Source organism: Prevotella sp. P2-180 (assembly GCF_002251435.1).
Taxonomy (GTDB): domain Bacteria; phylum Bacteroidota; class Bacteroidia; order Bacteroidales; family Bacteroidaceae; genus Prevotella.
Genome location: NZ_NPJI01000067.1, coordinates 1 through 26,439 on the forward strand (window position 1 = coordinate 1; position 26,439 = coordinate 26,439).

The following is a 26,439-nucleotide window of genomic DNA, read 5'->3' on the forward strand; positions in this document are numbered from 1 at the left end:
GAAATACTGGAATGCGACGAGGAGACTGTACTCAAACAAGTCATTGCTGACAGTCGCAGAATGGCATTACTAAGCCAACTTGCACAGACGGCATAGAGTACTGAATTTTTACTTCCGAAACTTGAGTGAATTAAATTTTCAATTGATTATTACTTCACCAGTTTCACACCATTTTTAATATATATGCCCTTCTGAGGCTCGCGGCTCAACTTGCGACCCTGTAGGTCGTAGATAGCGGAGTTAGAATCAGCGTCGGCACATGACTCTGTGTTGACATATATTTCCTCTATGCCCGTTGTATCGCCGTCGCCTATCACGCCGATAGAGATGCTGCGCACCTTGGCATTGGAAGCGATGCTGCCGTTAGAGATGAGGGAGGTTGACAGATACCAACGCTGCGGAAGAAGATGGGTGTTAATACCGCCCCTATACAATATGCCGTTACTCAGCACATAGTCAGTGGCTTCATTAAATCCGTCCTTGCTTTCCAGCGTGCCAAGGAATTTATAATAGCTTGTCATACTTGCGCAGTCGATGTACTTTTGGGCTGCCGGCTCAAATGCGACATTTGTGAAGGTCAGGGTCTTTGAGGTTTCTGCCTCAGGCGCTGTCTTCATGCGGATGAGACATGGAGTGAGGGCCGGTATCGTGCCGCCGCGGGTCACACGCTTCACTTCCAGCACCACTTTATATGAACCGTCTTCCTGCTCGTATTCGTGGAAGTTGTTGATTACCGCCATCTCATACTCATCATCCAATATGTCGCAGTCGATGACAAACGGCACATAGACTGCCATCCATTTGTTGTCGGAGAATTTGCGGGTATAATTCAGTGTATCGACAGTGAACCTTGCCTTGCTGGTGTATGCCGTGGCATCGGTAATGTCAGCCTTCTCCACTACATATCCAGTGTTATTATCCCTATAAACAGCCGGCATGGTTCCGTCACTTTGACCGTAATAACCTCTATGTCCGCAGCCTGTTCTCCTGCAAGCGTTGGAGTATATCTTAGACGACTCAAAGAATTCAATTTTTGTCAAATCATGCCCGAGGGCAGGAGTGATGACCTGTTTATAGGTATCGGTGAAAGTTGCGCCTGTAAATGAGTATGAGGTTGTGTAGGTGTTCTGGGCATCTTTTGTACAAGTTGCCGTTGCATTGCTGTGTTCGGAGTCCGGCACAGCAGTCACCACCGGAGTTGATTCTTGATTACATACCTGGCAAGTGAATCGTGCCGTAACGGAAGCAGAGGTTTTTTCCGCATTGTCCGTCCACACAAATTTAGCCTCATAACTCTTGTCGTGATTGCCGCTTGCCTCATCTTCCGCAGTGGGGTCGTAGCCATGGGCATGAGGATGGGCGGTTGGGATTTTGCTATCATTATCGCAATAAAGCGTTGTCCCGCCATGGTCATATCCGCCATACACGGTATTGGTCTCTGTGCGTGTATACACAGGATAAGCATCGCCACCTTCAGCCGAGAGGTTCTGATACCAGATAAGAGGATTCTCTGCGGTTCCTGCTGACCTGTAGCCGTTAAGCATATAGCATACCTCGCCGTCGGCAAACTGCTCTTCAGTCTTGCTCTCTGTTTTTACGCCATCATTTTCGAAACCTATACCGCTATTGGCGGTACCGCTGAGGTAATAACAGTTTTTGATATTTCCTTCACTGTCCAGTCCGCAAATGCCGCCGACATTGGAAACGCCGCTGACCTGTCCTCTGTTAAAGCTGTAGGTGATGGTGCCGTAATAGTTATTTCCACACAAGCCGCCGACATAATTATCGGTTCCGCTCACCGCTCCTGCGTTATAGCAGTTAGTGACGGTTCCTCCGTATGATTCCGAGCACACTCCGCCGACATTATTTCCTCCACCGCAGACCGTGCCTTCGTTATAGCAATTGCTGATGGTGCCGTACATATTATATGCGCACACGCCAGCCACATGTTCATTTCCTTTGATATAGGAATCAACAACACCTACATTCTTTATTGTACCGCGACTGTATGCGAAAAAGCCAACAAAGCCAGTTTCCGTATCATTGATATAGAGTCCGCTGACGCTGTGGCCTGCCCCGTCGAATATTCCTCTGAAGTCGCTGGAAGAGTTTCCTATAGGTGTCCATACGGTGTAAGAAGTGCCGGCGTTCAGCTCTCCTTGTCCGTTCAGCACGTTGGCATTCACAATGATATCATTCATGAGCCTTGCATTGGCTGATCCGTCTGCCTCCGTCACGCCTTCAAAACCGGTGTCGCCATTCACAAGAGCCGCAAACCAATAAAGCTGACCGACGTTGGATATTTCATAGACGTTGTCGTTGGTGCCGTCGTTGTCGATGTCATACTTGTCTGTGGTCAGTGTAGCCGGCTTGTATGCGTGGCACGTGTTGCAGATGCCATTCTCACTATAGTCATGAGACGTGGGAGTTGTGCTTAGTTTGCTGTTTGAATATTGCTTAATGCAGGCTTCATATCCTTCATATACCTTTGCTCCGCCAAAGACAGGATAAGGCTCTGAACCTATGGTCTGTCCCCATACAGCTTCGCTTTGGTTTCCTTGCAGCAGATATGCCACCTCGCCGCTTGCAAACTCGGCTGTGGTCTTGCCAAGGGCATCCCCCGCAAGATATCCCCAATCACTCTCGATGGCTTTTCCCGGGAATAAGTCGATATTATGGTAACAGTTGGAAATGGAGACTGTATTATAGTAGCATACACCGCCAACATTTCCCGCATTTGTTTCATCGACAATCTTGCCGGAGAAATAGCAGTTGGAGAGATTGCCTTCGTTATATGCGCACACACCTCCTGCACGACTGGAATGAATCTCACCTATGCAAAAACAGTTTTTAATTGTTCCACTGAAATTAGATGCGCAAATGCCGGCGACGCGATACTCTGTATTAGTGGAAGAAAAACTGAAATCTACCACTCCGACGTTCTGTATTGTACCTCTTTCTAACTGGCTGAACAAACCGATGCCTTGCGATGCCGAACCCTCATAATACAAACCTTTGATAGTGTGGTACTGGCCATCAAACGTTCCTTCATAGCAATCACCTGATTCATCCCATCCGATAGGTGTCCAGATTCTCTTGTTATCCACAGTAATATCAGCTGTGAGGACTGCACTGGCAGCTCTGTTCTGCTTTGTTCCTGTTGGATTGTCCGTTTCATTATAGTCACACACCCTTGCATCACCATTCACAAGGGCTGCAAACCAGTATAGCTGACCGGCATTGCCTATTTCATACTTGCCGTTTGCGTTCAGTGTTGCCGGCTGATATACATGACAATCTTTGCAGAAGCCGTTGTCATAGTGATGAACAGGATTCTCGCTCAGTTCTTCCTGATTGTTAGAGTAGGTTATTTCAAGGCAATCCTTGTAACCACCATAAACCTTCTTGTTGCTGTCGAGCACCGGATAAATGTCCACTCCGATCTGCTGCCCCCATACGCCGTTTGGCGATGAGCCGTTGAGCAGATAGGCTGCCTTACCTGTAGCCAACTGCTTCTTGGTCATGCCCGTGGCATCGCTTTCTGTCACTGCGGAAGAAGAATAAATATAGCCAAACGCTTTGGCGGCCTGCTGCGTGGTGCCGTAAGATAAATTGGCCTCGCTGTTGTATATTACATTGCCCGATATGGTCACATTCTGGGTAATATTTCCCACTACAAGACCGGTACAAGTCACTGATGAAATAGTTACAATACAAGTTACATCTCCTGACGAGAACACATTCTCAATTGTTGTTTCGTCCGCCGATCCAGCTATTCCGCCAACCATGCGATTGCCTTTTACGTCGCCATAGTTGGCGCAGTTGGTGATAGAGCAGGAACCCTCGGCGGAACCAACGATTCCGCCGATATTAGTATTGTCGTCACTGCTGCCGCCAACGATGTCTATTTTGTTGATGCAGCCGGATAGCGATGAACCGCCTAAGTAGCCGACAATTCCTCCGCAGTATTCTGTTCCATTCACCGTGCCGCTGTTCACCGTGATGCCACTGATGTCTGTGTTTATTGCCTGCCCGGCAAGCACACCTAAACCGTACGCAGAAGAAGTGACACTTACATTCTCAAATTTGATGTTCTTGACAGAACCTCTCTCAGAAGCATCCTTATTAGTTATATAACCGAACAATCCGGAACGTTGTGCTGTAGTGTTGATGTAAAGGTTGGAGATGGTTTTGTTGTTGCCGTCGAAAGTGCCATACCAGAATTTTCCACTTGCACTCACTTTTGACCAATCTGATATCGGCTCCCAACTGAGTTCAGCCACACTTTTACTTTCATTGGCGGCATGACACACGCTGCTCATGTCGATGTCAGCCTCGAGGCGGGCGCAGGCTGTTGGGTTGCCTGCATTGACCCAGTCACGGAACCAGGCGAGTTCCGCTGCAGTTGTAATCTCATAAGGACTCATTGCTGAGCCATCGCCATTTTTGGGTTGGCTTGTAGTAACCTCCGCCCATGCCATCTTTGGCATGGCCATTGCCGCCACGAGCAGGAGCATCGTGGCGAGCCATCTGAATTGTGTAATTTTCTTTTTCATATATTTCTTTTTTTTAATTTTCTTGTAAAGTTACCAGGAAACACACAGAGCCTTCCGCCTGTGCCATCATCTGACACCTGCGGAAGGCTCTGTATCTATATGTGAATGAAGACGTTACGGCAAAGTCGATACCCCCTAAATCATTGTAGTTCAAGGGATTATAACTCGTATTCAATGTATGTTTCTTTATCTTCATATACTATTATTCTAATGTGGCTCATCGCCCGGTTGCGAGCGAATATACCGAGATGCGCTGCAAAGATACGAATTCTCTCTCAAACAAAAGTCAAAATGCTTAGAAATTTACTCGTATTTACAACAGTTTAACGTTTTAAGCCGCCTTTCGTAACTATTCAGCTGGTATAATTTTAACACAGAGACACAGAGGCACAGAGTTTTATTTCTTAAACACAAAGACACAAAGAGACTATGTACAATATTCATGAAGAAATTGCCTGATGAATTTGGTTGTTATTTGGCAATTTTGTAATCATGAAAAGTGACAATGCCAATTTGGCAAAGGCTGTGCTTGGTGCCTATAAAGACCGTCTGCATCTTTTCGAGGCTGGCGACACTCTCGAAGGTGGAGTGAAGTCCATTGCCGCATACGGACATACTCCTGGTCACACCGTGTTCCAGAAAGACAGCATCCTCGTCATTGCCGACCTTATCCATGGTGCTGCTCTCCAACTGAAGCATCCCGAATACTGTCCTTCATACGACATGGATCCTGATGCCGCACGCCAGTCGCGCCTGCGCATACTGAAATATGCACGTGAGAACAATCTCACTATGTATGGCATGCACCTGCCTGCGCCGGGTTATACAAAGTAAACTCCTTACTCACATGTTTCACCCTAATCTCCACGAGACAAACCCTCTACAAGCTGCTGCATTCGGAAACGTTGCGGTGGTGAGCGTTGACCATCTCACCAACCCTCTCGACAATGCCATCAACGAGAAATGCTCCCGTATAAAGAGAGCATTCCTCGGCATCTTGTAGTGATCAAGGCGCAACCTACGACTTAAAAATGCTTAAAAGCTGAGGAAAACCTTGTTTATTAAAATAACATTTTATACTTTTGCGGAGAAATTTAAAATAATATTTTAATATTATATGATAAAGAAGGCTCAACTTAAGCAAATTCTGCTCGACAATCGTCGGGAGATTGAAAGTTACCAGATTGTCCATAGGGACATTGTTACCGAGGGATTTAACTGCTATGTTTTTGTCGGAGTGCGTAGGGCAGGTAAGTCCTTCGTCCTTTACGAAAAGATGCAGCAATTACTTCGTGAGGGGCACGTATGGAATGACATGCTCTATCTGAGCTTTGAAGACGAGCGTCTGATGGGCTTCACTTATGAAGACTTCAATGCTATACTGGAATGTCATATAGAAATGACTGGCAACGCCAATCCGATGCTATTCCTAGATGAGATTCATAACATCGATGGGTGGGAGAAGTTTGCTCGTCGTATGGCTGACAGCAAACGGACGGTTTGGATCACTGGCTCAAATGCCAAGATGCTCTCCAAGGAGATAATGACCACACTTGGCGGTCGTTACATCCCTGTAGAGGTATATCCTTTTTGTTTCAAGGAGTTCCTTCGTTCACGCGATATTCCTTGTGACGAGCAGACGCTGATGAGCACAACAGGAAAATCAATGTTAATGCGTGAATATGCCGAATACATAAACTGGGGAGGATTACCAGAAAGCGTAAATCTCACCGTAAAGAGGAACTACCTGAGTTCTGTGTATCAGAAAATCTATCTGGGTGATATTTGCGCGAGAAACAAAATAAGCAACCCAAATCTCCTGCGGTTGATGATAAAGAAGATGGCAGAGAGTGTGAAACAGCCATTGTCATATTCAAGAGTCACCAAAATTCTGTCAAGTGTTGGTGGCAAGATTACCACTCCCACTACGAGCAGCTATATTGAATACTGCGAAGACGCATGGCTCCTAATCAGATTGCACAATATATGTGCTGCATTTGCTGAACGTGAGACTAATAGCAAGTACTATTTCATTGACAACGGTTTGTTGAGTCTTCTCTTGGTTGATCCAACAACGACTCTGCTAGAGAATAACGTCGCACTTTCTCTTTTCCGTAAATATGGAAATGACAAGGACAACGAGCGAGTATTCTTCTATAACCAAAATATTGAGGTTGACTTCTACGTCCCCGAAGATGAACTTGCCATACAAGTTTCATACTCTATAGAGGGCTCTGATGAGGCAGAAAAACGAGAAGTCGAAGCCCTGCATAAGTTGCCTAAAGCCCTGTCATGCAAGCGAAGAGTAATCATAACCTACGATGAGGAAAAGACCATTAAAGACGAATATGGGGTGATTGAGGTTATTCCATGTTGGAAATGGCTGCTCAAGGCGCAATAGACGACTTACTGACCACTGTCTTCGTCATTTAATCCCTTTATCATATCGCAATTCCCTCATTCATTCAATTATGGTTATTTGCCTAATTTTAGATTGATGGCAAATAAATATAAGGATGAATGTCGCTAAACCCCTACACTCTACATTGTTTCAGGATAAATACCTGTTACTCAGATATTTACAGAATGTAGAGTATGCCTCAACCCTACATTCACCCTACATTCACCTTACACAAATTGAAACGCCAATGAATTGATCGGGCTATCGAAATGAAAAAATCGGTCATCGCGGAAACGATTAACGAGACCATGAAAAAATTAATGTACGGATGATGTAGGGTTAATGTAGGGTTGAGAGGCACCCTACATTCATTAACCATCTGATTATCAAGATGCTACTACTAAATAATGTAGGGTGTAGGGTGTTTGCGGAGCTGGCTTATACAACACGAAACGAGATGTCTTATGGCAACTGCAAGCCTAATGTCTTAGCCAAGACTGTCACAGTTATGACAGCCGACTGTCGTAGTTATGACAGCCGTCTGTCGTAAGGTGACAGTGCGCCCTTTGGTTAAATGCATTAGAAGAATGAAAAGAATAGGGGCACAGGGACAGGTACCTTGGTTCACTCTTTCGTGTCGACGAACCTGTCTCTGTGATTCTCGGAAAGAGTGTCATCACCTTGCCTACAATGAGTCGTATATTCAAAGCTCTCGGTGTCTCTTCCGCAACTCTTGATTTAGGCAAAGGCGGCAAGGTGGCTTTATGGTAAATCCTGTGACATTAATAATTATCCCCGAAATCTGAGTACAAGCGGTTTCGGGGATTTATTGTAATTATGCACTTGATAGTTGAGTCCGCGCGTGGATGGAAGCACTCCTAATGATGGTTAATATAATGTTAAATATATAAACACTGTGTTAGTATAGCGTATTTTCATGTAATTTTGCAGCCTATAATTATTCATCTATAAAAACAAAGAAATGAAACATCTTATCTGCACATTAATGCTATCATGCGCTACAATGGGCATAAACGCGACGGAGGAACATGACTCCAATCACTTCTTCACTCCTGCCGAACAGATGGAATACCTCGATCGCGCACCCGTGGCCCTGCCCGCAACAGGCGGCAGGGGAATATTCCTGAGCTGGAGAATCTTGGGCACTGATGAACCAGGCATCCTGTTTGACATCGTGAAAGACGGCACTACTATCAAGAGCGACTCGAAAGTGTCGAACTTCACTGACACCAAGGGAACCAAGACAAGCAGCTATGAGATTGTAGTGAAGAGGGACGGCAAGGAGGTGGAGCGCACAAAGGCATTCACTCCCTGGAGCAAGACCTTCCTCAGACAAACCCTCGATCGTCCGGCTGACGGAGTAACTCCTGCCGGCGAGAGCTACTCTTATACCCCGAACGACTGCTCGGTGGGTGACGTTGATGGCGACGGGCAATACGAACTTTTCGTGAAATGGGACCCATCAAATTCCAAGGATAACTCACAAGCGGGATATACAGGAAATGTATTCATCGATGCATATAAATTAGACATGACATCAGAGCAGCCCACCCGACTATGGCGCATAGACCTCGGTGTGAACATCAGGGCTGGAGCTCACTACACACAGTTCCTCGTTTATGACTTCGACGGTGACGGCAAGGTGGAGATGATATGCAAGACAGCAGCAGGAAGCAAGGACGGCAAAGGCAACTACGTCAGCGATGCTGCCACCGACGAGAGTATCAAGGCAGTAGATAACACCAAGGACTGGCGAAACTCCAGTGGCAAGGTGACAGGCGGACAGGAATGGCTAACGGTGTTCAACGGCGAGACGGGCGAGGCCATACACACCATTTATTATAATCCTAACAGAAACGGCGGTGTAGGAGGCGAAGCCGGATGGACCAAAAACTGGGACGACCGCTCAGGAAAGACCGACAAGGATTATGGCAATAGAGGAGAGCGCTATCTTGCCGCTGTGGCATATCTTGACGGTCCGAAGTCTAATCCTTCGGCAGTAATGCTTAGAGGATATTACACATATTCTTATATATGGGCTGTGGATTTCGACGGTAAAGAACTTGCGACAAAGTGGTTGCATGCTTCGGACACCAAGACTACATACACTGTGACCAACGGCGATGGTACGTCAAAGACTTACACAGCTCCATTGCCGACGGGAAGAACAAGCGGCAGCAGAACAGCCTACGGAAATGGTAATCATAACCTCAGCGTAGGTGACTATGACGGCGACGGATGCGACGAGATTACCCTCGGAGCCTCAGCTATCAATAACGACGGCACCCTGTTCTACTCAACAGGATTTGGACATGGCGACGCATTGCATGTTGGCGACATCGATCCCGACCGCCCTGGAATGGAGGTATTCACCGTGCATGAGGAGTCGCCATACGGATGGGACCTGCACGATGCAGCCACAGGTGAGATAATATGCAGTGCGGAAGGAGGAAAAGACAACGGAAGAGGTATTGCATCGGATATTATCGGTGCAAACAGGGGATATGAGTTCTCGTCGTCCAATGACCGCAACCAGCGCAATGCTGCCAACGAGGTGGTGAGTTCCAAGAGCACATCGCTCAACTTCCGCTGCTATTGGAACGGTGACCTGCAGGACGAACTTCTCGACGGCAACATTATGGACACATGGAACGGAAGCAGCGTGACACGACTGTTAACCCTCTACGACTACGGCAACTCCTCCACATGCAACAGTACGAAGAAGACTCCCAACCTCACTGCCGACCTTCTCGGCGACTGGCGTGAGGAGATCATCCTTTGGGACTCAACAGACGGATGCACACTGAATATCTTCACGACAAACATTCCGACTGAACATGCCATACCGACACTTATGCACGACCACACCTACCGCATGGGAGTGGCATGGCAGAACAGCGGATATAACCAGCCTCCACACGTAGGTTATTACCTGCCCGACTATGCCGAATATCTTAAGGCGCAATCAACTGGTATCGACAATATCCGTGAGGATGCCATGGGCAATGACGATGCCTTCTACACCTTGCAAGGTATTAAAACTAATGGCAAAAAAGCGGGAGTATATATTAGGGGAGGAAAAATTCGTGTTATAAAATAATGCCTCTATTTCCAAAGTGTCAGAGGGCCAGTATCTTGATCCATTGAAGTTGGGTCAAGGTACTGGCCCGCTTTTCCCTCAAAATAACAACAAAACTCCCTGTTTTTCCACAAAATATTTGGAAATCCCAAGTAATATTATTATCTTTGCACAAAACAGAAATGTGACAATAAATAATCAAGGATAGACAATGGAAAAGAAAGATAAAGACATTGCACTATTTGTAGCTTTCTGCATCGAAGAATACGGCGCATCCAAAGGAATGGCAGGCGAACAAGTTCTTGACTTGTTTTCGCAATATGGTGTGATAGATTATCTCAGTAATTGTTTCGAACCATTGCATACCTAAGGGCGCCAATGGCTCATAGCAGAGATTGATGAATAATATACATAAATAAATATTATATTCACTCTTTCGGGTCGATTCTGTCCCTGTTTTTATATGATAAAGATGCTTATTGAAGAAATCTCCTTTTCTCAGATTTGAACGGTTAATAAATGAAAAGAAATAGATATTCCACTAAACGTTTGGCAGTTTCAGAAAAACTTTGTACCTTTGCCAGCGAAGATATAAAAACATACGCTTATGGAAGTGAATAACAAGTATATCCGATTTGACTGGGCAGTAAAGCGAATGTTGCGCGACAAGGCCAACTTCGCCGTATTGGAGGGACTGATCACGGTTCTGACGGGCGAGGTTGTGAAGATAGAGGAACTGCTTGAGAGCGAGGGCAATCAGGAAAGTGCCAGCGACAAATTCAATCGTGTTGATATCAAGGCTAAGAACGTAAAAGGGGAAATAATAATTGTAGAAGTGCAACTTACTCGCCAGTTGTATTTCCTTCAGCGAATGCTATACGGCGTATCGAAAGCCATAACAGAGCATATAGATATAGGTCAGAAATATGACGAGGTGAAGAAAGTGTATTCTATCAACATCCTCTACTTCGACCTTGGTAGAGGTAGCGACTATCTCTATCATGGCAAAACTGTCTTCACCGGTGTCCACACCAACGACCTGCTTGAGGTGAATATCAAGGAGGCTGAGGAGCTCCGTATGCGTGTGCCCCAGGACATATTCCCTGAGTATTATATCATACGTGTGAACGAGTTTAACAGCGTGGCCACCACCCCGATAGAGGAATGGCTCGATTATCTGAAGAACAACCGCATCAAGGATGACACCTCTACGCCAGGACTGAGGGAAGCACGCCAGAAACTTCTTTATATGACGATGAGCGACAAGGAACGTCGGGCTTATGATGAGCACATGGACGACATCATGGTGCAGAACGACGTGCTCGACACCGCAAAAATGGAAGGTCGTGCTGAAGGTATAATGTTAACAGCTAAAAATTTAAAGGCAATGGGCTTAAGTGTAGCCGATATAATAAAGGCAACAGGACTGTCGGAAGATGACATTATGAAGTTGTAATCATGACCCGCTGCCCCGTGCTGAAGGAATTTATAGTCAAGGGATTTTTATACCGTTATTCCTCTTTTTCACCCTTATCTCCACGAGTCACAACTCCCGAAGTGACATGGAGGCAATGATGCAATGCGAGCTCAAATCCATGCATAAGCTGTTGTGCCTTTCACCTCTACAGTATGATACTCACATAAATTCTTCATTTTCGTATAAAAAACATAAGGATAATTTTGTGTTTTAAATAAAAAGGTGTATCTTTGCCTACGGAAATTGTCGTAGTGGCGCAAAACAGTGCGCACCCACGACACTGTAATAATCAGATATGTAAATATTTGGAGATATGACAACAATGACTTTACAGATTGACAACCCCTCCATCTTTGAACACCTCAAAAGTGTTTTGGGGTTGATGAAAGGAGTGACAATTGTTGGTATGACCGATAATTTGGATGTCGATATACCAAATGAGACTCCACTCTCAGCTATGAATGAAGCTGAGAGTGGAGAAGATGCCGGCATTGTCAATATTGACAGTGTGGAAAGTTTTATTGCTACAATGAGATGATGAAATAGTAGGAACACGTATTCACTCCTGCTACCTATTTATAATATAGGGACATAGACAGAATACAATGTTGAATTAAAAAGTGAACATTAAGAAACAGACATTAAAGGAAAAACAGAAACGCGAGCAGGACATCAGAGCCAAAGGCATCCTGACATCCCCAATGAGAGAAAACAATCACGAGGCACAAGCCTCAAAATCATCAACTCGGCGTTTCCGTTCTGAAAACTTGATAAAGGACATAAAAATAAAATATTGAGCTTTTAGCTCTTGTTCTCTTTCGATTGAATACCGCCAATATTCGCATACATAGGACAAGCAGACTGAAGGTTCACGCTTATAAGGCGTGGACTATTCTGTGCTTGTTTGTATGCAGGTCACTTGGCGGTAACCAAATCGAAAGGCAGGCAAAAGAATGGTTGCACGCCTTTTTTAATACTTAAAAGTAATATGAATAGAAATTTTTTAATTAAAGTTCTTTTTGCAGCAATTTTACCTCTTTTCATCTCTTGTGAAAATAAGGATAATCCTTCAAACGAAGACATTAATAACAACAATGGAAATCAACAGCAAAATCCAGTTGAACTAGTAATGAATGTTGATGACCCTGAAATACTTGCCTTACAAGTTGCAGATGGTACCAGTGTACATTATTATGGAGAAAAAAACGATGATGGTACACCAAAATCAATTCAACAAATTTTTGTAAAGGATAATATTGATGGGAATACTATAATTGATGTAGATGAAAAATTGAAACCAACAAGAATTGTTACTTATACTGGAGTAACTTATGATATAGAGTGGTCAAGTGATACGGAAGGAGTCATAAATGCTTATGAGCCTGTATCTAAAACAACTGTTTGTGTCAATTTTGATACTAAGACAGAAATAGGAATCTTAGACACACCAAAAACTTCAATTAAGAAAGCTTCTAGAAATGGTGAGTTTAGAACTTCTATTGTACCGAATAATACATCTATCAATAACAATTATTATGTTCAAAAAAAAGTACGTTCGGCTGCTGATGGCAATCAAAGTGTTTTAGTAACATTTGAGAAGTGTGATGATTTTTATGATCCAACCTCAATATATTTAACAGTTCTTGGAGAAGATGGAAGTTGGAGGGGTGAACTTCATCAATACGAGAAGATTGCAACAGGAAAATATTTGTTTCAAATCCCATCTAGTAAATATTCCTCTATTGATATGGAGCAGTGGGTTGATGCAATCAACAATGTCTTTAGTGCAGTTGGCTTTGTGAGTGAATGTTTAGTTGCTGTTGGTGGTGATTATGTCCTGTGTGCTGCTGTTTCTGCAGGATTGACGGCTTTAACTGAAGGCGCTTTTATAGCTGCTGCCCCAGGTTTCACTGCTGGATGTACAGCTGCAATAAAAGGATTGGCTGCTGCATCATTAATAAATGGAGTCGGATTATCTGGCGTTCCTGCTTTTGGCGCAGATAATACTCCAACTTTATCAAATGCTTTTATTCAAATGCTCAAAGATGCAAATCTGCTAAAAAAAATATATACTGACAATATCAAAATTGGATGTGTTGTTAATGGTACTGCTGGAGGTTGGCCTGAAGTGCTTATGACTCCAGATGATTTATCAAAGGTTATTCCTATTGTTACAGAAGGAACACCTCTGATGCAGCGCTTCTATTTGGATCCGTCCTCGCCTGTAGCTTATCAAGGTTATAACGCATATGCCGTTTTGCATTGTATGGAAAAAGGAACAAAGGTAACTATGCATATTGAAGGAACAGATGGATACAAAAAAACTCAAGAATATACAATAACATCAACTAACTCAACAATATCTATGTATGTTCCTGGTGCAGAAAAAGGAGTTCAAGATATAGTAACTATTGATATCAGAACTTCAACTGGTGATTTCCTTCAAGGCTCACATGCATACTTGTGGTTTCATTAGACTGTTAAACAAGATGTGGACATCGTTAGAAGTGAATCACATGAATCACTGAGGCTGGTATCACTGATTCGCACCTAACGAAATAGGCGTGAACCGGGGACAGACACCGTTCATGATAGGAATGTGTGCTTATATGATATTTTCACATTGGGCAGTTTGCCCAATGTGAAAATATCACTGTCCTTCAATAACACGCAATGCTTCTGTTCCCCAAAGGATGATGATTATCCGTGCAGATACACCATCAAGAAATATCATAGCGAGAAGATTGTCACCGATGAGTCTTGGGAGCATGAAAAGATGGAGCTTCTTCCGAATAATACTGATATTTATGATAAGATTATTAACCTTGCGCCACAATGAATAATAACCTTGTGGCGTTAAGGTTAATAAACTTATCGGATAATGAAAGCATTTACTGCATATCGGGGAACGTTTTCGTTAAGCCAGATGAGCAATGTTGAGCTTGCTCAATCTATGCCATGCAAGGAGGAAGAAGACGAAGTCAAGGTGAGCCTCGACAAGAAAATCCAGGCAGTCAATCTTACCGATGGGGTGTTTGGGTAATCAGCACAAACAAAAAAACAAGGGGAAGAGAGATTCTCTTTTCCCTTTGTTTGTAATAAATTCAGCATACGGACAATGCTATTTCCATAAGGGATTATTATCCCACCCTCTCGTAAACCCTATCATGAAGACGGGGACATCAGGCATGGAACAGAACAAATCCTTTATGTCATCCTTGACAGTATTGTCTGGCTTTATGGCGTTGCAAAGATACAGCAGGCAGGAAATGACCCCAAAGGCACGTTTCCTTTGATGCTCTGTCATGTCTTGTACCATCCACTTATAACGATGTCCTCTTATGTTGGTAGGTTTCTTAGAGAATATCCTGTACCAAATACGAGAGTGATGTGCAATGGTGTTTCTCAACACGGATATGGCTTCCAGCCAACTTGACAGGTCCCTTGCAGAGTAGAGTCCGAGTTCATTAGCAATCCTCGACTTCAGCGGAGATTGGTTTTTGAGATTCTTATACATCTTTGAGAGTGTTCCAAAGGTGGCTGTCTCAAAAATAATCCATGCGTCGGGATTGTCACCGCTGAGCGAATTCTTGTCCCAATTGGGATGCTCATCAATGTATTTGCGGACAAATGGATCTGAGTTTCGTCCAAATTCTGTTTTCATGTCCAACACGACACTTTCATGAAACTGTCGGTTGTCAAACAGTGACGAGTCAAGATACCACAGCCCTGAATTAGTAGCCAACGATAATGTGGTTATGAATTTGGTGCGTAGTCCAACTTCCAGAATCTCGATTGCGGCAAATAGTATGCTCCTTAGCCTTTTGTCAAACTCATACCGTTGAATGACAGTGTCAAAACTTGCATCATCAGAAAAACGGGTCAGAGGGACAGGTACATTGGTTCACTCTTTCGGGGCGACGAACCTGTCCATGTGATTCTGTGATTCTCAAAATATGTCTGAATGAGTTCCTGTATCAAGGAAGAGAAGTGTCATCGTGTCGTTTTCCTGAATCCAAACAAGAAGCCAGTCGGATTCAATGTGACACTCCCATTTCTCTGACCCGCCTCTGACCCGTTGTAAATGTATAAAGATAGTCGGATAGATGTTTGCATAATACCTTGTTTTAATGTATCTTTGCACTGTGTTCGGTTTATGTTCCGCACTGCGGAACGTACGTTCGCCACTGCGGAATGTATGTTCACCACTGCGGAACGTAGAAACCGCACTGCGGAACATAACATGATAGCCTGTCCTGTGGAAATGTAAACAGGCAATGCGAAAGAATTACAACAGTATATAATGAGATAATTACAACAGATATATTGTCGTGACTGTCATTGTCCTAATGTCCAGTGATTTAATAACCATTTAGTCTCCTCACTCCTCTATCCATTGTCTAATAGCGTGGATGAGTGAGTCGTTTTCTTCCTTGCTTTGCGCTGCCACGCGAAAATGGCGGGGAGTGAGGGTGGGGAAGTTGGAGGCGTCGCGGATGAGGATGTGGTGTTCTCGTGCAAGCCATTGTTTCAGTTGGGCGGCAGTGCCAACAGACAGTTCGCAGAGCATAAAGTTGGTGTCGGTGGTCATTACTGATATGCCTTCTATCGCGTTGAGGCCGTCGCGCAGTCTACGGGCTTCCGCGAGATAATTGCAGGGGTTTGTGACTGCCTTGAAACCATTGTCGAGTATAAAATGTCCGGCTGATATTGCGAGGGCGTTCACGCTCCACGGACGTATGCACTTCCTGATGGCATCGGCAAAGCGGCAGGAGGTGACGATATATCCTAGTCGAAGACCGGGAATGGCGCAGGTCTTTGTCATGGAATGTATCTGTAGGATATTTCCTGCGTCGACGGCTTCCCGGGCTGTCATCATCTTTATTGAGGTGAAATACTCGTATGACTGGTCGATAATCAGGGCTTGGTATTCCCTTGCCAACAACATCGTTCCGCTTGCATCTACCGCCTCGCCAGTGGGATTGTTGGGATTGCATATCCACACGACGTTGGTGACATAGTCTGCTTCATCTTGGACGATAAGTCCTGCATTGCGACAGGCGTCAGCATATTCCGAAAATGTTGGTTGGATGATGTGATGATGCGACAAGCCGAGGTTGCGGCAAGCCTCGGCAGCGAGATAAATGGCTTCTGTCGCTCCGTTGGTGACTATGACACATTCGGCGTCGATACCCTCCTCTGCGGCTATCTTTGCCTCGAGTGTCAGTGCCTCAGGTTCTGGGTAATTGCATATCTTCGCCATCTCACCTCGTAAGTGTTCCACAAGCGGTGTGATGTCTGCATGGGAATAGATGTTCGAACTGAAGTTTATCCGAATATCATCATAACTGTATATGTCGTCTCCGTGGCCGGTGATCATCTGAGATGAAATTAAAAATTAAAGGATTAAAAGATTAAAGGGTTAAAGGGTTAAAGATCATTTGCACTTAGGAATTCATACACTTTTGCCATGTCAACATGCTTCCTGACATGGTCGGCAAGGCGATCAAAGTGTTGTTCCTTGTAGGCGGCGAAGTCGAATGGGGTTGTGGCGCTTTGGCCGAGCAGGAAGTCGACCATGGCGGCATTGTCGAGACAACCATGGAGATAGGTGCCCATGCAGTGGCTGTCGGCAATGCAGCCTTCGGGAGTGCCGTCGGCCTTTATGGTCAAAGGTTTATATGTTTCTTCGTCGATAGGGGTGGAAATGCCTTGATGGATTTCGTAGCCTCGCATCTTTTCGCTTCCTGAGACGAGTGTGAACTCTGTCTGGCATGTGATTTTCTTCTCGCCCATGACGGTGCGCATTGGAAGAAGTCCTATACCTTCGATGTGTATGGCGTCGCCCTCCGTGCACCGCGGGTCATCGATGCTCATGCCGAGCATCTGATAGCCTCCGCAAATGCCGAAGACGGTTGTGCCTTGTCTGTGAGCTTCTCTAATAGTGTCTGCCACACCCTCTTTTTTCAAATGACGCAGGTCGTCGATAGTGGCCTTGCAGCCTGGAAGAATGATGATGTCGGCCCTTAGCAACTGCTCTCTTTCTGTGGTGTAATACACATTGAGGCGATGGTCTTGCTCAATGGCGTTGAAGTCGGTGAAATTGCTCAGATGTCTGAGTTTTACCACGGCAACGTTCACCTTGTTTTCCTTGGCGTGGCGTTGTTTCTTGTCGAGCACCACGCTGTCTTCGTCATCCACACCGATGTCTTCGAGATATGGCACTACACCAAGTACAGGTACCTCGCATAGCTCCTCAATTATCCTTCGCCCGTCGTCAAAAAGACGTAGGTCGCCGCGGAACTTGTTGACAATGATTCCCTTAATGCGACGACGGTCGTCAGGAGACTGGAGCATTACGCTGCCGTAGAGGCTGGCGAACACTCCGCCACGGTCGATGTCGCCCACGAGAATCACGTCGGCATCGGCATGTTGTGCCATAGGCATATTCACGATGTCCCTGTCGCGAAGGTTCTGTTCAGAGATGCTTCCGGCACCTTCCATGACGATGGGGGAGAAGCGTGAAGCCAGTCGGTCGAAAGCCTCGCATGCCTCGCGCCTGAGCCAGTCCTTGCCCTCTCCGCGAAAATAACTGTAAGCGTCGCGGTTACCTATCGGCTTACCGTTTAGCACCACTTGTGAAGTGTGGTCTGACTGCGGTTTGAGCAAGATGGGGTTCATGTCCACATGACACGGTATCATGGCAGCCTCGGCCTGTGCAGCCTGCGCCCTTCCTATTTCCAGTCCTTCGGGCGTGGCATACGAGTTGAGTGCCATGTTCTGGGCCTTGAACGGAGCCGGGTGGAAGCCGTCTTGTCTGAATATTCGACAAAAGGCGGCAGCGATGACGCTTTTGCCCACATCGCTGCCCGTTCCAACAAACATTATGTTTCTAAGTCTCTTTACTGTTTTCATCGTCTTTGGATCAATGGGTCCCGCTTGGTTTTACAAGGCTCCCTTGGTACTTGGCAGTTCGTAGTGATAAACATCGCGCCTAACAGCCATTTTTATGCTTCTTGCCAAAGCCTTGAATATGCCCTCAATCTTGTGGTGTTCGTTCTGTCCCTCGGCCTTGATGTTGAGGTTCATCATGGCAGAGTCGCTAAGGCTTTTGAAGAAATGAAGGAACATCTCGGTGGGCATCTCGCCGATTTTCTCACGTTTGAACTCTGCGTCCCATACAAGCCAGGGGCGTCCGCCGAAGTCGAGTGCCACACTGCATAGGCAGTCGTCCATGGGCAGTGAGTATCCGTAGCGTTCAATGCCTCGCTTGTCGCCGAGTGCCTTTTTCAGACATTCGCCTAAGGCGAGTGCCGTATCTTCTATGGTGTGATGCTCGTCAACTTCCAGGTCGCCTTTTGTCTTTATGGTGAGGTCGATCATGCCGTGCTTGCCAATCTGTTCGAGCATATGGTCGAAGAATCCCAATCCTGTTGAGATGTCGCACTTGCCGTGTCCGTCAAGGTTTACGGCCACAAAAATGTCGGTTTCTTTTGTCGTTCGTTTCACCTCTGCCTGTCGCTCGCCGGCAAAAAGCAGTTCGGCAATCTTGTCCCATGTCATGCCGTCGCGTCCGAGGATGAGCGATTTGCAGCCGATGTTTTCCGCAAACTGTCTATCGGTGTCGCGGTCGCCTATCACGTAGCTTTCGGCAATGTCGTATTCTGGGTTGTCGATATATTTTCTCACAAGTCCGGTGTTGGGCTTACGTGTGTCGGCGTTGTCTTCGGGGAAGTGTCGGTCGATAAGTATCTCATCGAATGTTATGCCTTCACCTTCAAGCGATTGCAGAATGAAGTTATGTACGGGCCAGAATGTGTTCTCGGGGAATGATGATGTGCCGAGTCCATCCTGATTGGAAACCATCACAAACTCAAAGTCGAGCTTTGACTTTATGAAAGCAAGGTTTTTGAACATACCTTGTGTAAACTTCAGTTTCTCGAAAGAGTCAATCTGCTCGTCGGCTGGTTCTTCGATTAGAGTGCCGTCGCGATCAATAAATAGTATTCGTTTCATTATATAATGTTATTGTAGATTTATAATGTATCTTGTATGTCTTTGTTGAATTTTTTCTTCTCTTCTTCCTGTACTTCTATTGAACCATAGGCATAGTAGCCCGTATAGAAGACCACAAGGCGTGTCATAACCTCCACGAAACCGGCAAAGGCCATGACGACTGCTGTGAGCGGAATGATGTATGAAGGCATGCCGAGAGGGTCGCCGTATAATAATCCGATGTTGGCCTGGAAGTTTGCCGTTGCAACGACAATGGCCGGGAATGATAGTATCGACGACACGATAATGACTATGACAAATGCCATAAGCAGCACGACTATCAGTTGTCCGCAGTGGCGCAGTCCAACCATGTAGCTTGACACTGCTGAAGACCAGAATTTCACGTTTGTGTCAAGAATATATTTCGTGTTCATGTAAAGAAGTGGCGGAAGCAGACCAAAGAGTGTGAGCAGTGTGGGAATCCAAGTCAAGGAAAGAGGGATCAGATCCTTTCCACCCACCTTGTTAATGAAGGTCAGGAGCGCGTAATAGAATAAAGCTACAATGGCCGTGATAACCACTGCCGTCAGAGCCGTAGAGAGGAATCCCTTCAGTGAGCGCCATGCCCATTGCCGTGAGAAAGAGAAAAACGATGTAGGCTGGGGGATAGTGGATGTCTCGCGGTGACGGTCGAGCAGTCTGAACGAGCAGGAATAAGTAGCCACTTCCATAAGTCCGCCAATGAGAAATGCTAGGGCAGAAATGGTAAATACCGCCAAATAGTCATCAAATAATGCAGGCATTTGTTGAGGATGCACGAAAGCATTAAGGTTGAGACGCGGATATTGTATGACTGCAATGGTGCCGACGACGCTATTGCAAACGGCGAAAAGCAATGCCGGAATCCATGATGACTTTAGGATTCTCCGAAAGTTAGATAAGTACAATCTGCAGCCCATTCTTACGCAAGAACGTGAGCTACGACCCCTAAAAAGGGCTTCTTCGTTGTTATTTTCCATTTTTTTATGTTTTTATTTTCTTTTAGAGTTGCAAAGATAGTGATTTTTTGTTATCTTTGCCAACATTATTAATACTTATTATGAAAATATTGAAGTGGGGCTTCATCGGATGCGGTGAAGTGACAGAGAAAAAAAGCGGTCCGGCGTTCAGTGAAGTGCCTGGATCTACTGTTGAGGCGGTGATGAGCCGAAGCGAGAAAAATGCCCGACGTTATGCTGAGAAACACGGCATCAACAAGTGGTATACCGATGCTCAGGAACTTATCGACGACCCCGACGTAAATGCCATATATATAGCGACTCCACCGTCGAGTCACGCCACCTTCGCCATAATGGCCATGAAGGCGGGCAAGCCTGTATATGTAGAAAAACCGCTGGCTTCCACCTATGAAGACTGTGCCCGCATCAATCGTGTGAGCGAGGAGACCCATGTTCCATGCTTCGTGGCTTATTATCGTCGCTACCTGCCATATTTCCAAAAGGTGAAGGACATAGTTTGCAACGGTACCATAGGCAATGTGATGAACGTGCAGGTGAGATTTGCAGTACCACCTCGTGACCTTGACTATACTCATTCCGAAAACCTTCCTTGGCGCCTTCAGCCCGACATTGCCGGTGGAGGATATTTCTACGACCTGGCCCCTCACCAGCTTGACTTGCTACAGGAGATGTTTGGCGTGATTGTGGAGGCCAACGGTATATGTGCCAACCGTGCAAACCTTTATAAAGTGGAGGACTCGGTGAGCGCATGCTTCCGGTTTGAGAGCGGACTGCCAGGAAGTGGGTCGTGGTGTTTCGTGGCTCATGAGTCGGCAAAGGAAGACAGAATAGAAGTCATCGGCGACAAGGGGCAGGTGAGCTTCTCGGTGTTCAACTACGACCCCATATATCTGCATACTCTTGATGGAACAGAGGCCATCACGGTGCCTAATCCGCCTTATGTTCAGTATCCTCTGATAAAGAGTGTGATAGAACATCTGCAGGGAATAGGTGTGTGTACGTGTACAAGTGTGTCGGCCACTCCCGTCAATTGGGTGATGGACAGAATATTAGGTAAGTTCTGATGTAAAAGAGTGGTGGTTTTGACAATGGTAACGAAAGGTACTTCTACGCTATGGCGCGTGATGATTATGATGTGCTTTTGTATGGTGTCGGCTATTGCCACGGCAAAGTCTGCCGACACTACAAGGGTAGAGACTTCGTCTACCATAGGTTCAATTCGCAAGACCGTTCGTGGTTTCAGTGCCATCGACACTGCCTATATAGAGCCTCAGCATTATAATTATGCTCTTATGGTGCAGACAACCTATAATCTCGACATGTATTGGCTCAGGAGCGGCAACGGACAGGAGGTGATGCTTTCGCCTGATGTGGTCATGAGGGTTGGACCTTATTTCGGATGGCGATGGCTGTTTCTTGGATATACCTTCGAACTGAAGAACATTGGCGTGAAGGACAACAAGCTGAAAAAAGAGTTCGCTCTCAGTCTATACAGTTCGCAAATAGGCGTCGACCTGTTCTATAGGCGTACAGGTAATGACTACAAGATAAGGAAGGCTTGTTTCGACGAAGGAGTGGACGTGTCGAAACTGAAGAATGTGGAATTCGACGGATTGAACGTGGGTATCACAGGATTCAACCTCTACTACATTTTCAACCACAACCGCTTCTCATATCCGGCGGCGTTCTCACAGAGCACAATACAGAAGGTCAGTTGTGGATCGTGGCTTGCCGGTATAGGATATACAAAGCAGAGCCTTGACCTTGACCACGATAAGTTGAGTCGTGTGGTGGAAGACAAAGTGGGCATAGATAACGTTAGGATAGACAGTTCGCTGATGTTCAATAGTGTTAAATATTACGACATTAACATGTCTGCAGGCTATGCCTATAATTGGGTGTTTGCCAAAAACTGGCTGTTCTGTTCCAGCGTGTCGGTTGCACTTGCTTACAAGAAGTCGACAGGCAATGTGGGTGAGGACGATGAGTCGGGATTCACGTTCAACAACTTCAATCTCGACGGCATAGGCCGATTTGGTCTCGTGTATAACAACATGAGGTGGTATACTGGTGCAAATGTGATACTCCACAGCTACAATTACCACAAGTCTCGATTCTCGGCCAATCATATATTCGGGAGTCTGAATATCTATCTCGGAATGAATTTCGGGGTGAAAGACAAGTATCGGAAAAAGAAAACGAAATAATAGGATGCGAAACTATATATATATAATAATGTGTAGTCTTCTGGTAGTACTATGTAGCCAGAAAGTGTTGTCAGCCGAAAGGAATGCAGTATACGCTCCAGCCGACAGCGTCCTTGTGGAGCGTCTGCTGAGAGAGTCAAAGGCTCTTAAGGCTAGCGACAATAAGGTGATTTTTTTCGCCCGCAGACTCATAGGTAAACCTTACGTGGCTCACACGCTTGAGGTGGCCGATCCTGAGCGCCTCGTTGTTAACACGCGCCAGCTTGACTGCACCACACTGGTGGAGAATGTCACTGCCCTGGCTCTTTGTTCAGCCAAAAAGAAATATCGCTTCGGCGACTATCTCTCGCTGTTGCGTACCATAAGGTATCGAGGAGGTAAGATATCTGGCTATACAAGCCGAATACACTATTTCTCAGAATGGATAATCGACAATACAAGGAAAGGAATAGTGGAAGAAGTGGAGCATGCCGCCGCCCCATTTATGGCAAGACAGACACTGCGTCTGCGCTTCATGGGCGACAACTCCAGCAAGTACGCCATGCTGGTGAAACACCCGGAGATGGTGGCCGAAATACGTCGACACGAAAGACTGTTGGACGGTATGGAGGCATACTACATACCAAAGCATCTGGTGAAGGACTCGCCGGAGACGAGACGGGCAATATCCGACGGCGACATCATTGCCATCACCACATCAAAGCAAGGCCTTGACATAGCACATGTGGGGTTTGCCATTTGGAAGAAAGACGGGCTACACCTTCTGCATGCTTCCATGACAAAGAAAAAAGTGGTGGAGGACACAGAACCTCTCGGGGCTTATCTTGCAAGGCATAAGACCTTTACAGGCATTCGGGTGGTAAGGATTATGAATGTTGAATTATAAATAAAATAAAGTTATGGAATTACCTGATTTTATGAGTTATGCCAATAAGTTCTCGGCAAGCGATTTCGTTGACAAGATCTCACGAATAGCAAAGAGAGCTGGCGCAAAACTGGTTTATGCGGCGCTGATACTTTACTACACGCTGCAGAGTGATAAAGTTTCAAAGACGGACAAGGCACTAATCATTGGTGCGTTGGGATATATGATAAGTCCACTGGATGCCATACCCGACGCCATACCAATCGTAGGCCTTACCGACGACCTTGGCGTGCTGGTTTATGTGCTGCGCAAGGTTTGGGTGAATGTGGAGCCGGAGATAAAAGACCGTGCCAAGGAAAAACTGCAGAAGTGGTTTGATGAGGATGAGATAAAGGAAATAGACGATTTGGGTATCTGATTATGGAAGTAAAGACAGCTGAATTTGTAATCTCTGCCCCTGTCGTAAACATGTGTCCAGCCGACACAAAACCTGAGTATGCCTTTATCGGACGCTCGAATGTAGGCAAGTCAAGCCTGATCAACATGCTCTGCCGAAATAAAAAACTGGCAAAGACATCAGCCACGCCAGGAAAGACATTGCTTATCAACCATTTCATTATCAACAAGGAATGGTATCTTGTCGATCTTCCTGGATATGGATATGCCAAGCGCTCAAAAACCGAGATTGCAAAGCTCGACAGAATGATAAGGGGATACATACTACAGCGACATCAACTCGTGTCGGTGTTTGTGTTGGTTGACGTGAGATTGGAGCCTCAGGCCATAGACGTGGAGTTTATCAACTGGCTCGGACAAAGTGGCGTGCCTTTCTGTATCGTGTTTACAAAGGCCGACAAACTTAGTCAGGGAAAGGTGAACACTAACGTGGAGGAATACAAGCGAAAACTCCTTGAGACGTGGGAGGAACTGCCACCATACATAGTCACGTCGAGCGAAAACAAACAGGGACGTGACGAACTGCTCGAATACATAGAGAAAATAAACAAGGAGCTGAAGGAGGGCCAAGACTGACAATGGCCCAGGAAACTCCTATGCTTGAAGTGCGTAATCTGACAAAGTCGTTTGGCGCCCTCTTGCTTTTCGAGAATATATGCTTCAGCGTGGCGCAGGGACAGAAGGTGGGTCTCATTGCCAAAAACGGCACTGGAAAGTCCACTCTCCTCTCGGTCATTGCCGGGACAGAGGGGTGTGACAGCGGAAGTGTGATATTCCGTCGTGACATAAAGGTGGGCTTTCTCGTGCAGACTCCTCATTTCGACCCGGCAGAAACGGTGATCGACGCATGCTTCAACCATAATGGTGAGGATGAGAAAGTACTGCGTGCCAAGCAGATACTCACACAGTTGAAGATAACAGACCTCACACAACCTATGGGACAACTGAGCGGCGGACAACAGAAACGCGTCGCACTGGCAAACGTGCTGATAACGGAGCCAGACCTGCTCATACTCGACGAGCCTACCAACCATCTTGACCTTGAGATGATAGAGTGGCTCGAAGGTTTTCTCAATCGTGGCAATAAGACGTTGCTCATGGTGACACATGACCGCTTTTTCCTCGATCGTGTATGCTCTGTGATAGTGGAGCTCGATGACAGGACTGTCTATACCTATCGTGGCAATTTCTCCTATTACCTGGAGAAACGTCAGGAACGCATTGACGCTAAACGTGCAGAGATAGCCCGGGCCAACAATCTCTACCGGACGGAGCTTGAATGGATGAGGCGGCAGCCACAGGCACGCGGACACAAGGCAAGGTATCGCGAAGAGGCTTTCTATGAACTGGAAAAGGTAGCACAACAGCGCATTGAAGAACGCCAGATGCGACTGAAGTCGTCAAATGTATATATCGGAAGCAAGATTTTCGAGTGTCAGTATATCTCGAAAACCTTTGAGCCCGACAAGGTGATAGTCAGAGATTTCTACTATAACTTCAACCGATATGAGAAAATGGGCATCGTGGGTAACAACGGTACAGGAAAGTCTACCTTCATCAAGATGCTGCTCGGACATCAGAAACCCGACACTGGCAAAATAGTGGTGGGCGAAACCGTAAGATTCGGGTATTTCTCACAGGAAGGACTACAGTTTGACGAACAGCAAAAAGTGATAGATGTCGTTACGTCCATAGCCGACTATGTAGACTTAGGAGGAGGGCGGCATCTTACAGCCTCCCAACTGCTTCAGCATTTTCTCTTCACCCCTGAGCAACAGTACAACTATGTTGCGAAGCTCAGCGGTGGCGAGAGGCGAAAGCTCTATCTTTGTACGGTGCTCATGCGTAACCCTAATTTCCTCATACTCGATGAGCCCACCAATGACCTCGATATTACCACGCTGAGCGTGCTTGAGGAGTATCTTCAAGATTTCCCGGGATGTGTGATAGTGGTGAGCCACGACCGCTTCTTTATGGATCGCGTCGTAGACCATCTGCTTGTGTTCAAGGGAAATGGAGAGATACAGGATTTCCCCGGCAATTACACGCAGTTCCGTGATTGGTCGGCACTGAAGTCAAAGGACGAAAAGATTGAGGGAAGTCCGAAAGAGAAAAAAATGCCTGCTGCCTATCGTAAAGACACGCAACGAAAAATGTCGTATAAGGAGAAAAGGGAGTTTGAACAGCTCGAAAAGGATATAGCAGACTTGGAAGAAGAGCAAAAACAGATAGAAGAACAGCTGTGTAGCGGCACATTGTCAGTGGACGAACTGACAGAGAAAAGCCGCCGCCTGCCTGTATTGAAGGAAGAGCTGGAGGAAAAGGAGATGCGTTGGTTGGAACTAAGCGAAATAGAGTCGTAG

General features: G+C 45.9%; 25 protein-coding genes and 1 pseudogene. 19 read left to right on the forward strand and 7 right to left on the reverse strand.

The features are described 5' to 3' along the window. Positions 1 to 149: 149 nt before the first annotated feature. Positions 150 to 4,556 carry a GLUG motif-containing protein gene (locus CIK98_RS09150; RefSeq protein ID WP_094383936.1) on the reverse strand — a complete coding sequence of 1,469 codons (4,407 nt, stop codon included), beginning with the start codon at positions 4,554 to 4,556 and terminating at the stop codon, positions 150 to 152. 492 nt (positions 4,557 to 5,048) lie between these two features. Here CIK98_RS09150 and CIK98_RS09155 point away from each other — a divergent pair, with 492 nt between their 5' ends. The 13 genes and pseudogenes from CIK98_RS09155 to CIK98_RS18160 all read left to right on the forward strand — a co-directional run bounded on the left by CIK98_RS09155 (position 5,049) and on the right by CIK98_RS18160 (position 14,577). Beyond that, on the forward strand, positions 5,049 to 5,390 hold the full coding sequence (locus tag CIK98_RS09155) for a hypothetical protein (protein WP_094383937.1): 342 nt from the start codon (positions 5,049 to 5,051) through the stop codon (positions 5,388 to 5,390). Positions 5,391 to 5,403: 13 nt separating this feature from the next. Beyond that, positions 5,404 to 5,559, forward strand: a complete 156-nt coding sequence (locus tag CIK98_RS18145) for a hypothetical protein (RefSeq protein WP_172409885.1) — start codon at positions 5,404 to 5,406, stop codon at positions 5,557 to 5,559. Between the two features lie 114 nt (positions 5,560 to 5,673). Next, entirely contained in the window at positions 5,674 to 6,957 is a 1,284-nt protein-coding gene (locus tag CIK98_RS09160) for an ATP-binding protein (RefSeq protein ID WP_094383938.1), read from the forward strand. Between the two features lie 391 nt (positions 6,958 to 7,348). Then, a complete protein-coding gene (locus tag CIK98_RS18150) occupies positions 7,349 to 7,507 on the forward strand; it encodes a hypothetical protein (RefSeq protein ID WP_172409886.1) in 159 nt (52 codons plus the stop codon). 113 nt (positions 7,508 to 7,620) lie between these two features. Beyond that, a pseudogene (locus CIK98_RS18705) lies at positions 7,621 to 7,728 on the forward strand (transcriptional regulator); the annotation flags it as partial. A gap of 211 nt (positions 7,729 to 7,939) precedes the next feature. Further along, on the forward strand, positions 7,940 to 10,078 hold the full coding sequence (locus CIK98_RS09170) for a rhamnogalacturonan lyase (RefSeq protein WP_141210489.1): 2,139 nt from the start codon (positions 7,940 to 7,942) through the stop codon (positions 10,076 to 10,078). Between the two features lie 190 nt (positions 10,079 to 10,268). After that, positions 10,269 to 10,427, forward strand: coding sequence for a DUF3791 domain-containing protein (locus CIK98_RS09175; RefSeq protein WP_094383940.1), 159 nt, complete (start codon positions 10,269 to 10,271; stop codon positions 10,425 to 10,427). 237 nt (positions 10,428 to 10,664) lie between these two features. Then, positions 10,665 to 11,513 carry an Rpn family recombination-promoting nuclease/putative transposase gene (locus CIK98_RS09180; protein WP_094383941.1) on the forward strand — a complete coding sequence of 283 codons (849 nt, stop codon included), beginning with the start codon at positions 10,665 to 10,667 and terminating at the stop codon, positions 11,511 to 11,513. Positions 11,514 to 11,856: 343 nt separating this feature from the next. Further along, positions 11,857 to 12,072: a hypothetical protein gene (locus tag CIK98_RS09185; protein ID WP_141210490.1), complete on the forward strand. Its 216-nt coding sequence runs from the start codon at positions 11,857 to 11,859 to the stop codon at positions 12,070 to 12,072. Between the two features lie 82 nt (positions 12,073 to 12,154). Beyond that, on the forward strand, positions 12,155 to 12,331 hold the full coding sequence (locus tag CIK98_RS18155; protein ID WP_172409887.1) for a hypothetical protein: 177 nt from the start codon (positions 12,155 to 12,157) through the stop codon (positions 12,329 to 12,331). Positions 12,332 to 12,522: 191 nt separating this feature from the next. Next, positions 12,523 to 14,010, forward strand: coding sequence for a hypothetical protein (locus CIK98_RS09190; RefSeq protein WP_094383943.1), 1,488 nt, complete (start codon positions 12,523 to 12,525; stop codon positions 14,008 to 14,010). A 165-nt stretch (positions 14,011 to 14,175) separates the two neighbouring features. Then, a complete protein-coding gene (locus tag CIK98_RS17680; RefSeq protein ID WP_141210491.1) occupies positions 14,176 to 14,373 on the forward strand; it encodes a hypothetical protein in 198 nt (65 codons plus the stop codon). Positions 14,374 to 14,415: 42 nt separating this feature from the next. Continuing rightward, positions 14,416 to 14,577: a hypothetical protein gene (locus tag CIK98_RS18160; protein WP_172409888.1), complete on the forward strand. Its 162-nt coding sequence runs from the start codon at positions 14,416 to 14,418 to the stop codon at positions 14,575 to 14,577. A gap of 78 nt (positions 14,578 to 14,655) precedes the next feature. Here the strand turns inward: CIK98_RS18160 and CIK98_RS09200 are convergent, their stop codons facing one another. The 6 genes from CIK98_RS09200 to CIK98_RS09225 form a co-directional block, all read right to left on the reverse strand. After that, positions 14,656 to 15,420 (reverse strand): Abi family protein, encoded by a 765-nt coding sequence (locus CIK98_RS09200; protein WP_094383945.1) that lies wholly within the window; start codon positions 15,418 to 15,420, stop codon positions 14,656 to 14,658. 63 nt (positions 15,421 to 15,483) lie between these two features. Next, positions 15,484 to 15,678, reverse strand: coding sequence for a type II toxin-antitoxin system YafQ family toxin (locus CIK98_RS09205; RefSeq protein ID WP_253249695.1), 195 nt, complete (start codon positions 15,676 to 15,678; stop codon positions 15,484 to 15,486). Between the two features lie 237 nt (positions 15,679 to 15,915). Next, positions 15,916 to 16,914, reverse strand: a complete 999-nt coding sequence (locus tag CIK98_RS09210; protein WP_094383947.1) for an aminotransferase class I/II-fold pyridoxal phosphate-dependent enzyme — start codon at positions 16,912 to 16,914, stop codon at positions 15,916 to 15,918. Positions 16,915 to 16,964: 50 nt separating this feature from the next. Beyond that, positions 16,965 to 18,449, reverse strand: coding sequence for a cobyric acid synthase (locus CIK98_RS09215; RefSeq protein WP_094383948.1), 1,485 nt, complete (start codon positions 18,447 to 18,449; stop codon positions 16,965 to 16,967). A 30-nt stretch (positions 18,450 to 18,479) separates the two neighbouring features. Continuing rightward, the gene (gene hisB, locus CIK98_RS09220) at positions 18,480 to 19,550 is read right to left on the reverse strand and encodes a bifunctional histidinol-phosphatase/imidazoleglycerol-phosphate dehydratase HisB (protein WP_094383949.1); all 1,071 of its coding nucleotides are present in this window, start codon (positions 19,548 to 19,550) and stop codon (positions 18,480 to 18,482) included. Positions 19,551 to 19,570: 20 nt separating this feature from the next. Next, positions 19,571 to 20,548: a hypothetical protein gene (locus tag CIK98_RS09225; RefSeq protein ID WP_141210492.1), complete on the reverse strand. Its 978-nt coding sequence runs from the start codon at positions 20,546 to 20,548 to the stop codon at positions 19,571 to 19,573. An 80-nt stretch (positions 20,549 to 20,628) separates the two neighbouring features. Between CIK98_RS09225 and CIK98_RS09230 the strand changes: the two genes are divergently transcribed. From CIK98_RS09230 to CIK98_RS09255, 6 genes are read left to right on the forward strand one after another with little or no spacing between them, the layout of a single operon-like run. After that, a complete protein-coding gene (locus tag CIK98_RS09230; protein WP_094383951.1) occupies positions 20,629 to 21,612 on the forward strand; it encodes a Gfo/Idh/MocA family protein in 984 nt (327 codons plus the stop codon). Between the two features lie 24 nt (positions 21,613 to 21,636). Further along, a complete protein-coding gene (locus CIK98_RS09235) occupies positions 21,637 to 22,755 on the forward strand; it encodes a DUF4421 domain-containing protein (protein ID WP_253249681.1) in 1,119 nt (372 codons plus the stop codon). 28 nt (positions 22,756 to 22,783) lie between these two features. Beyond that, positions 22,784 to 23,641: an N-acetylmuramoyl-L-alanine amidase-like domain-containing protein gene (locus CIK98_RS09240; protein WP_172409889.1), complete on the forward strand. Its 858-nt coding sequence runs from the start codon at positions 22,784 to 22,786 to the stop codon at positions 23,639 to 23,641. A 13-nt stretch (positions 23,642 to 23,654) separates the two neighbouring features. Further along, positions 23,655 to 24,038 carry a YkvA family protein gene (locus CIK98_RS09245; protein ID WP_094383954.1) on the forward strand — a complete coding sequence of 128 codons (384 nt, stop codon included), beginning with the start codon at positions 23,655 to 23,657 and terminating at the stop codon, positions 24,036 to 24,038. Between the two features lie 2 nt (positions 24,039 to 24,040). After that, on the forward strand, positions 24,041 to 24,652 hold the full coding sequence (yihA, locus tag CIK98_RS09250; RefSeq protein ID WP_094383955.1) for a ribosome biogenesis GTP-binding protein YihA/YsxC: 612 nt from the start codon (positions 24,041 to 24,043) through the stop codon (positions 24,650 to 24,652). A gap of 2 nt (positions 24,653 to 24,654) precedes the next feature. Continuing rightward, a complete protein-coding gene (locus tag CIK98_RS09255) occupies positions 24,655 to 26,439 on the forward strand; it encodes an ABC-F family ATP-binding cassette domain-containing protein (RefSeq protein ID WP_094383956.1) in 1,785 nt (594 codons plus the stop codon).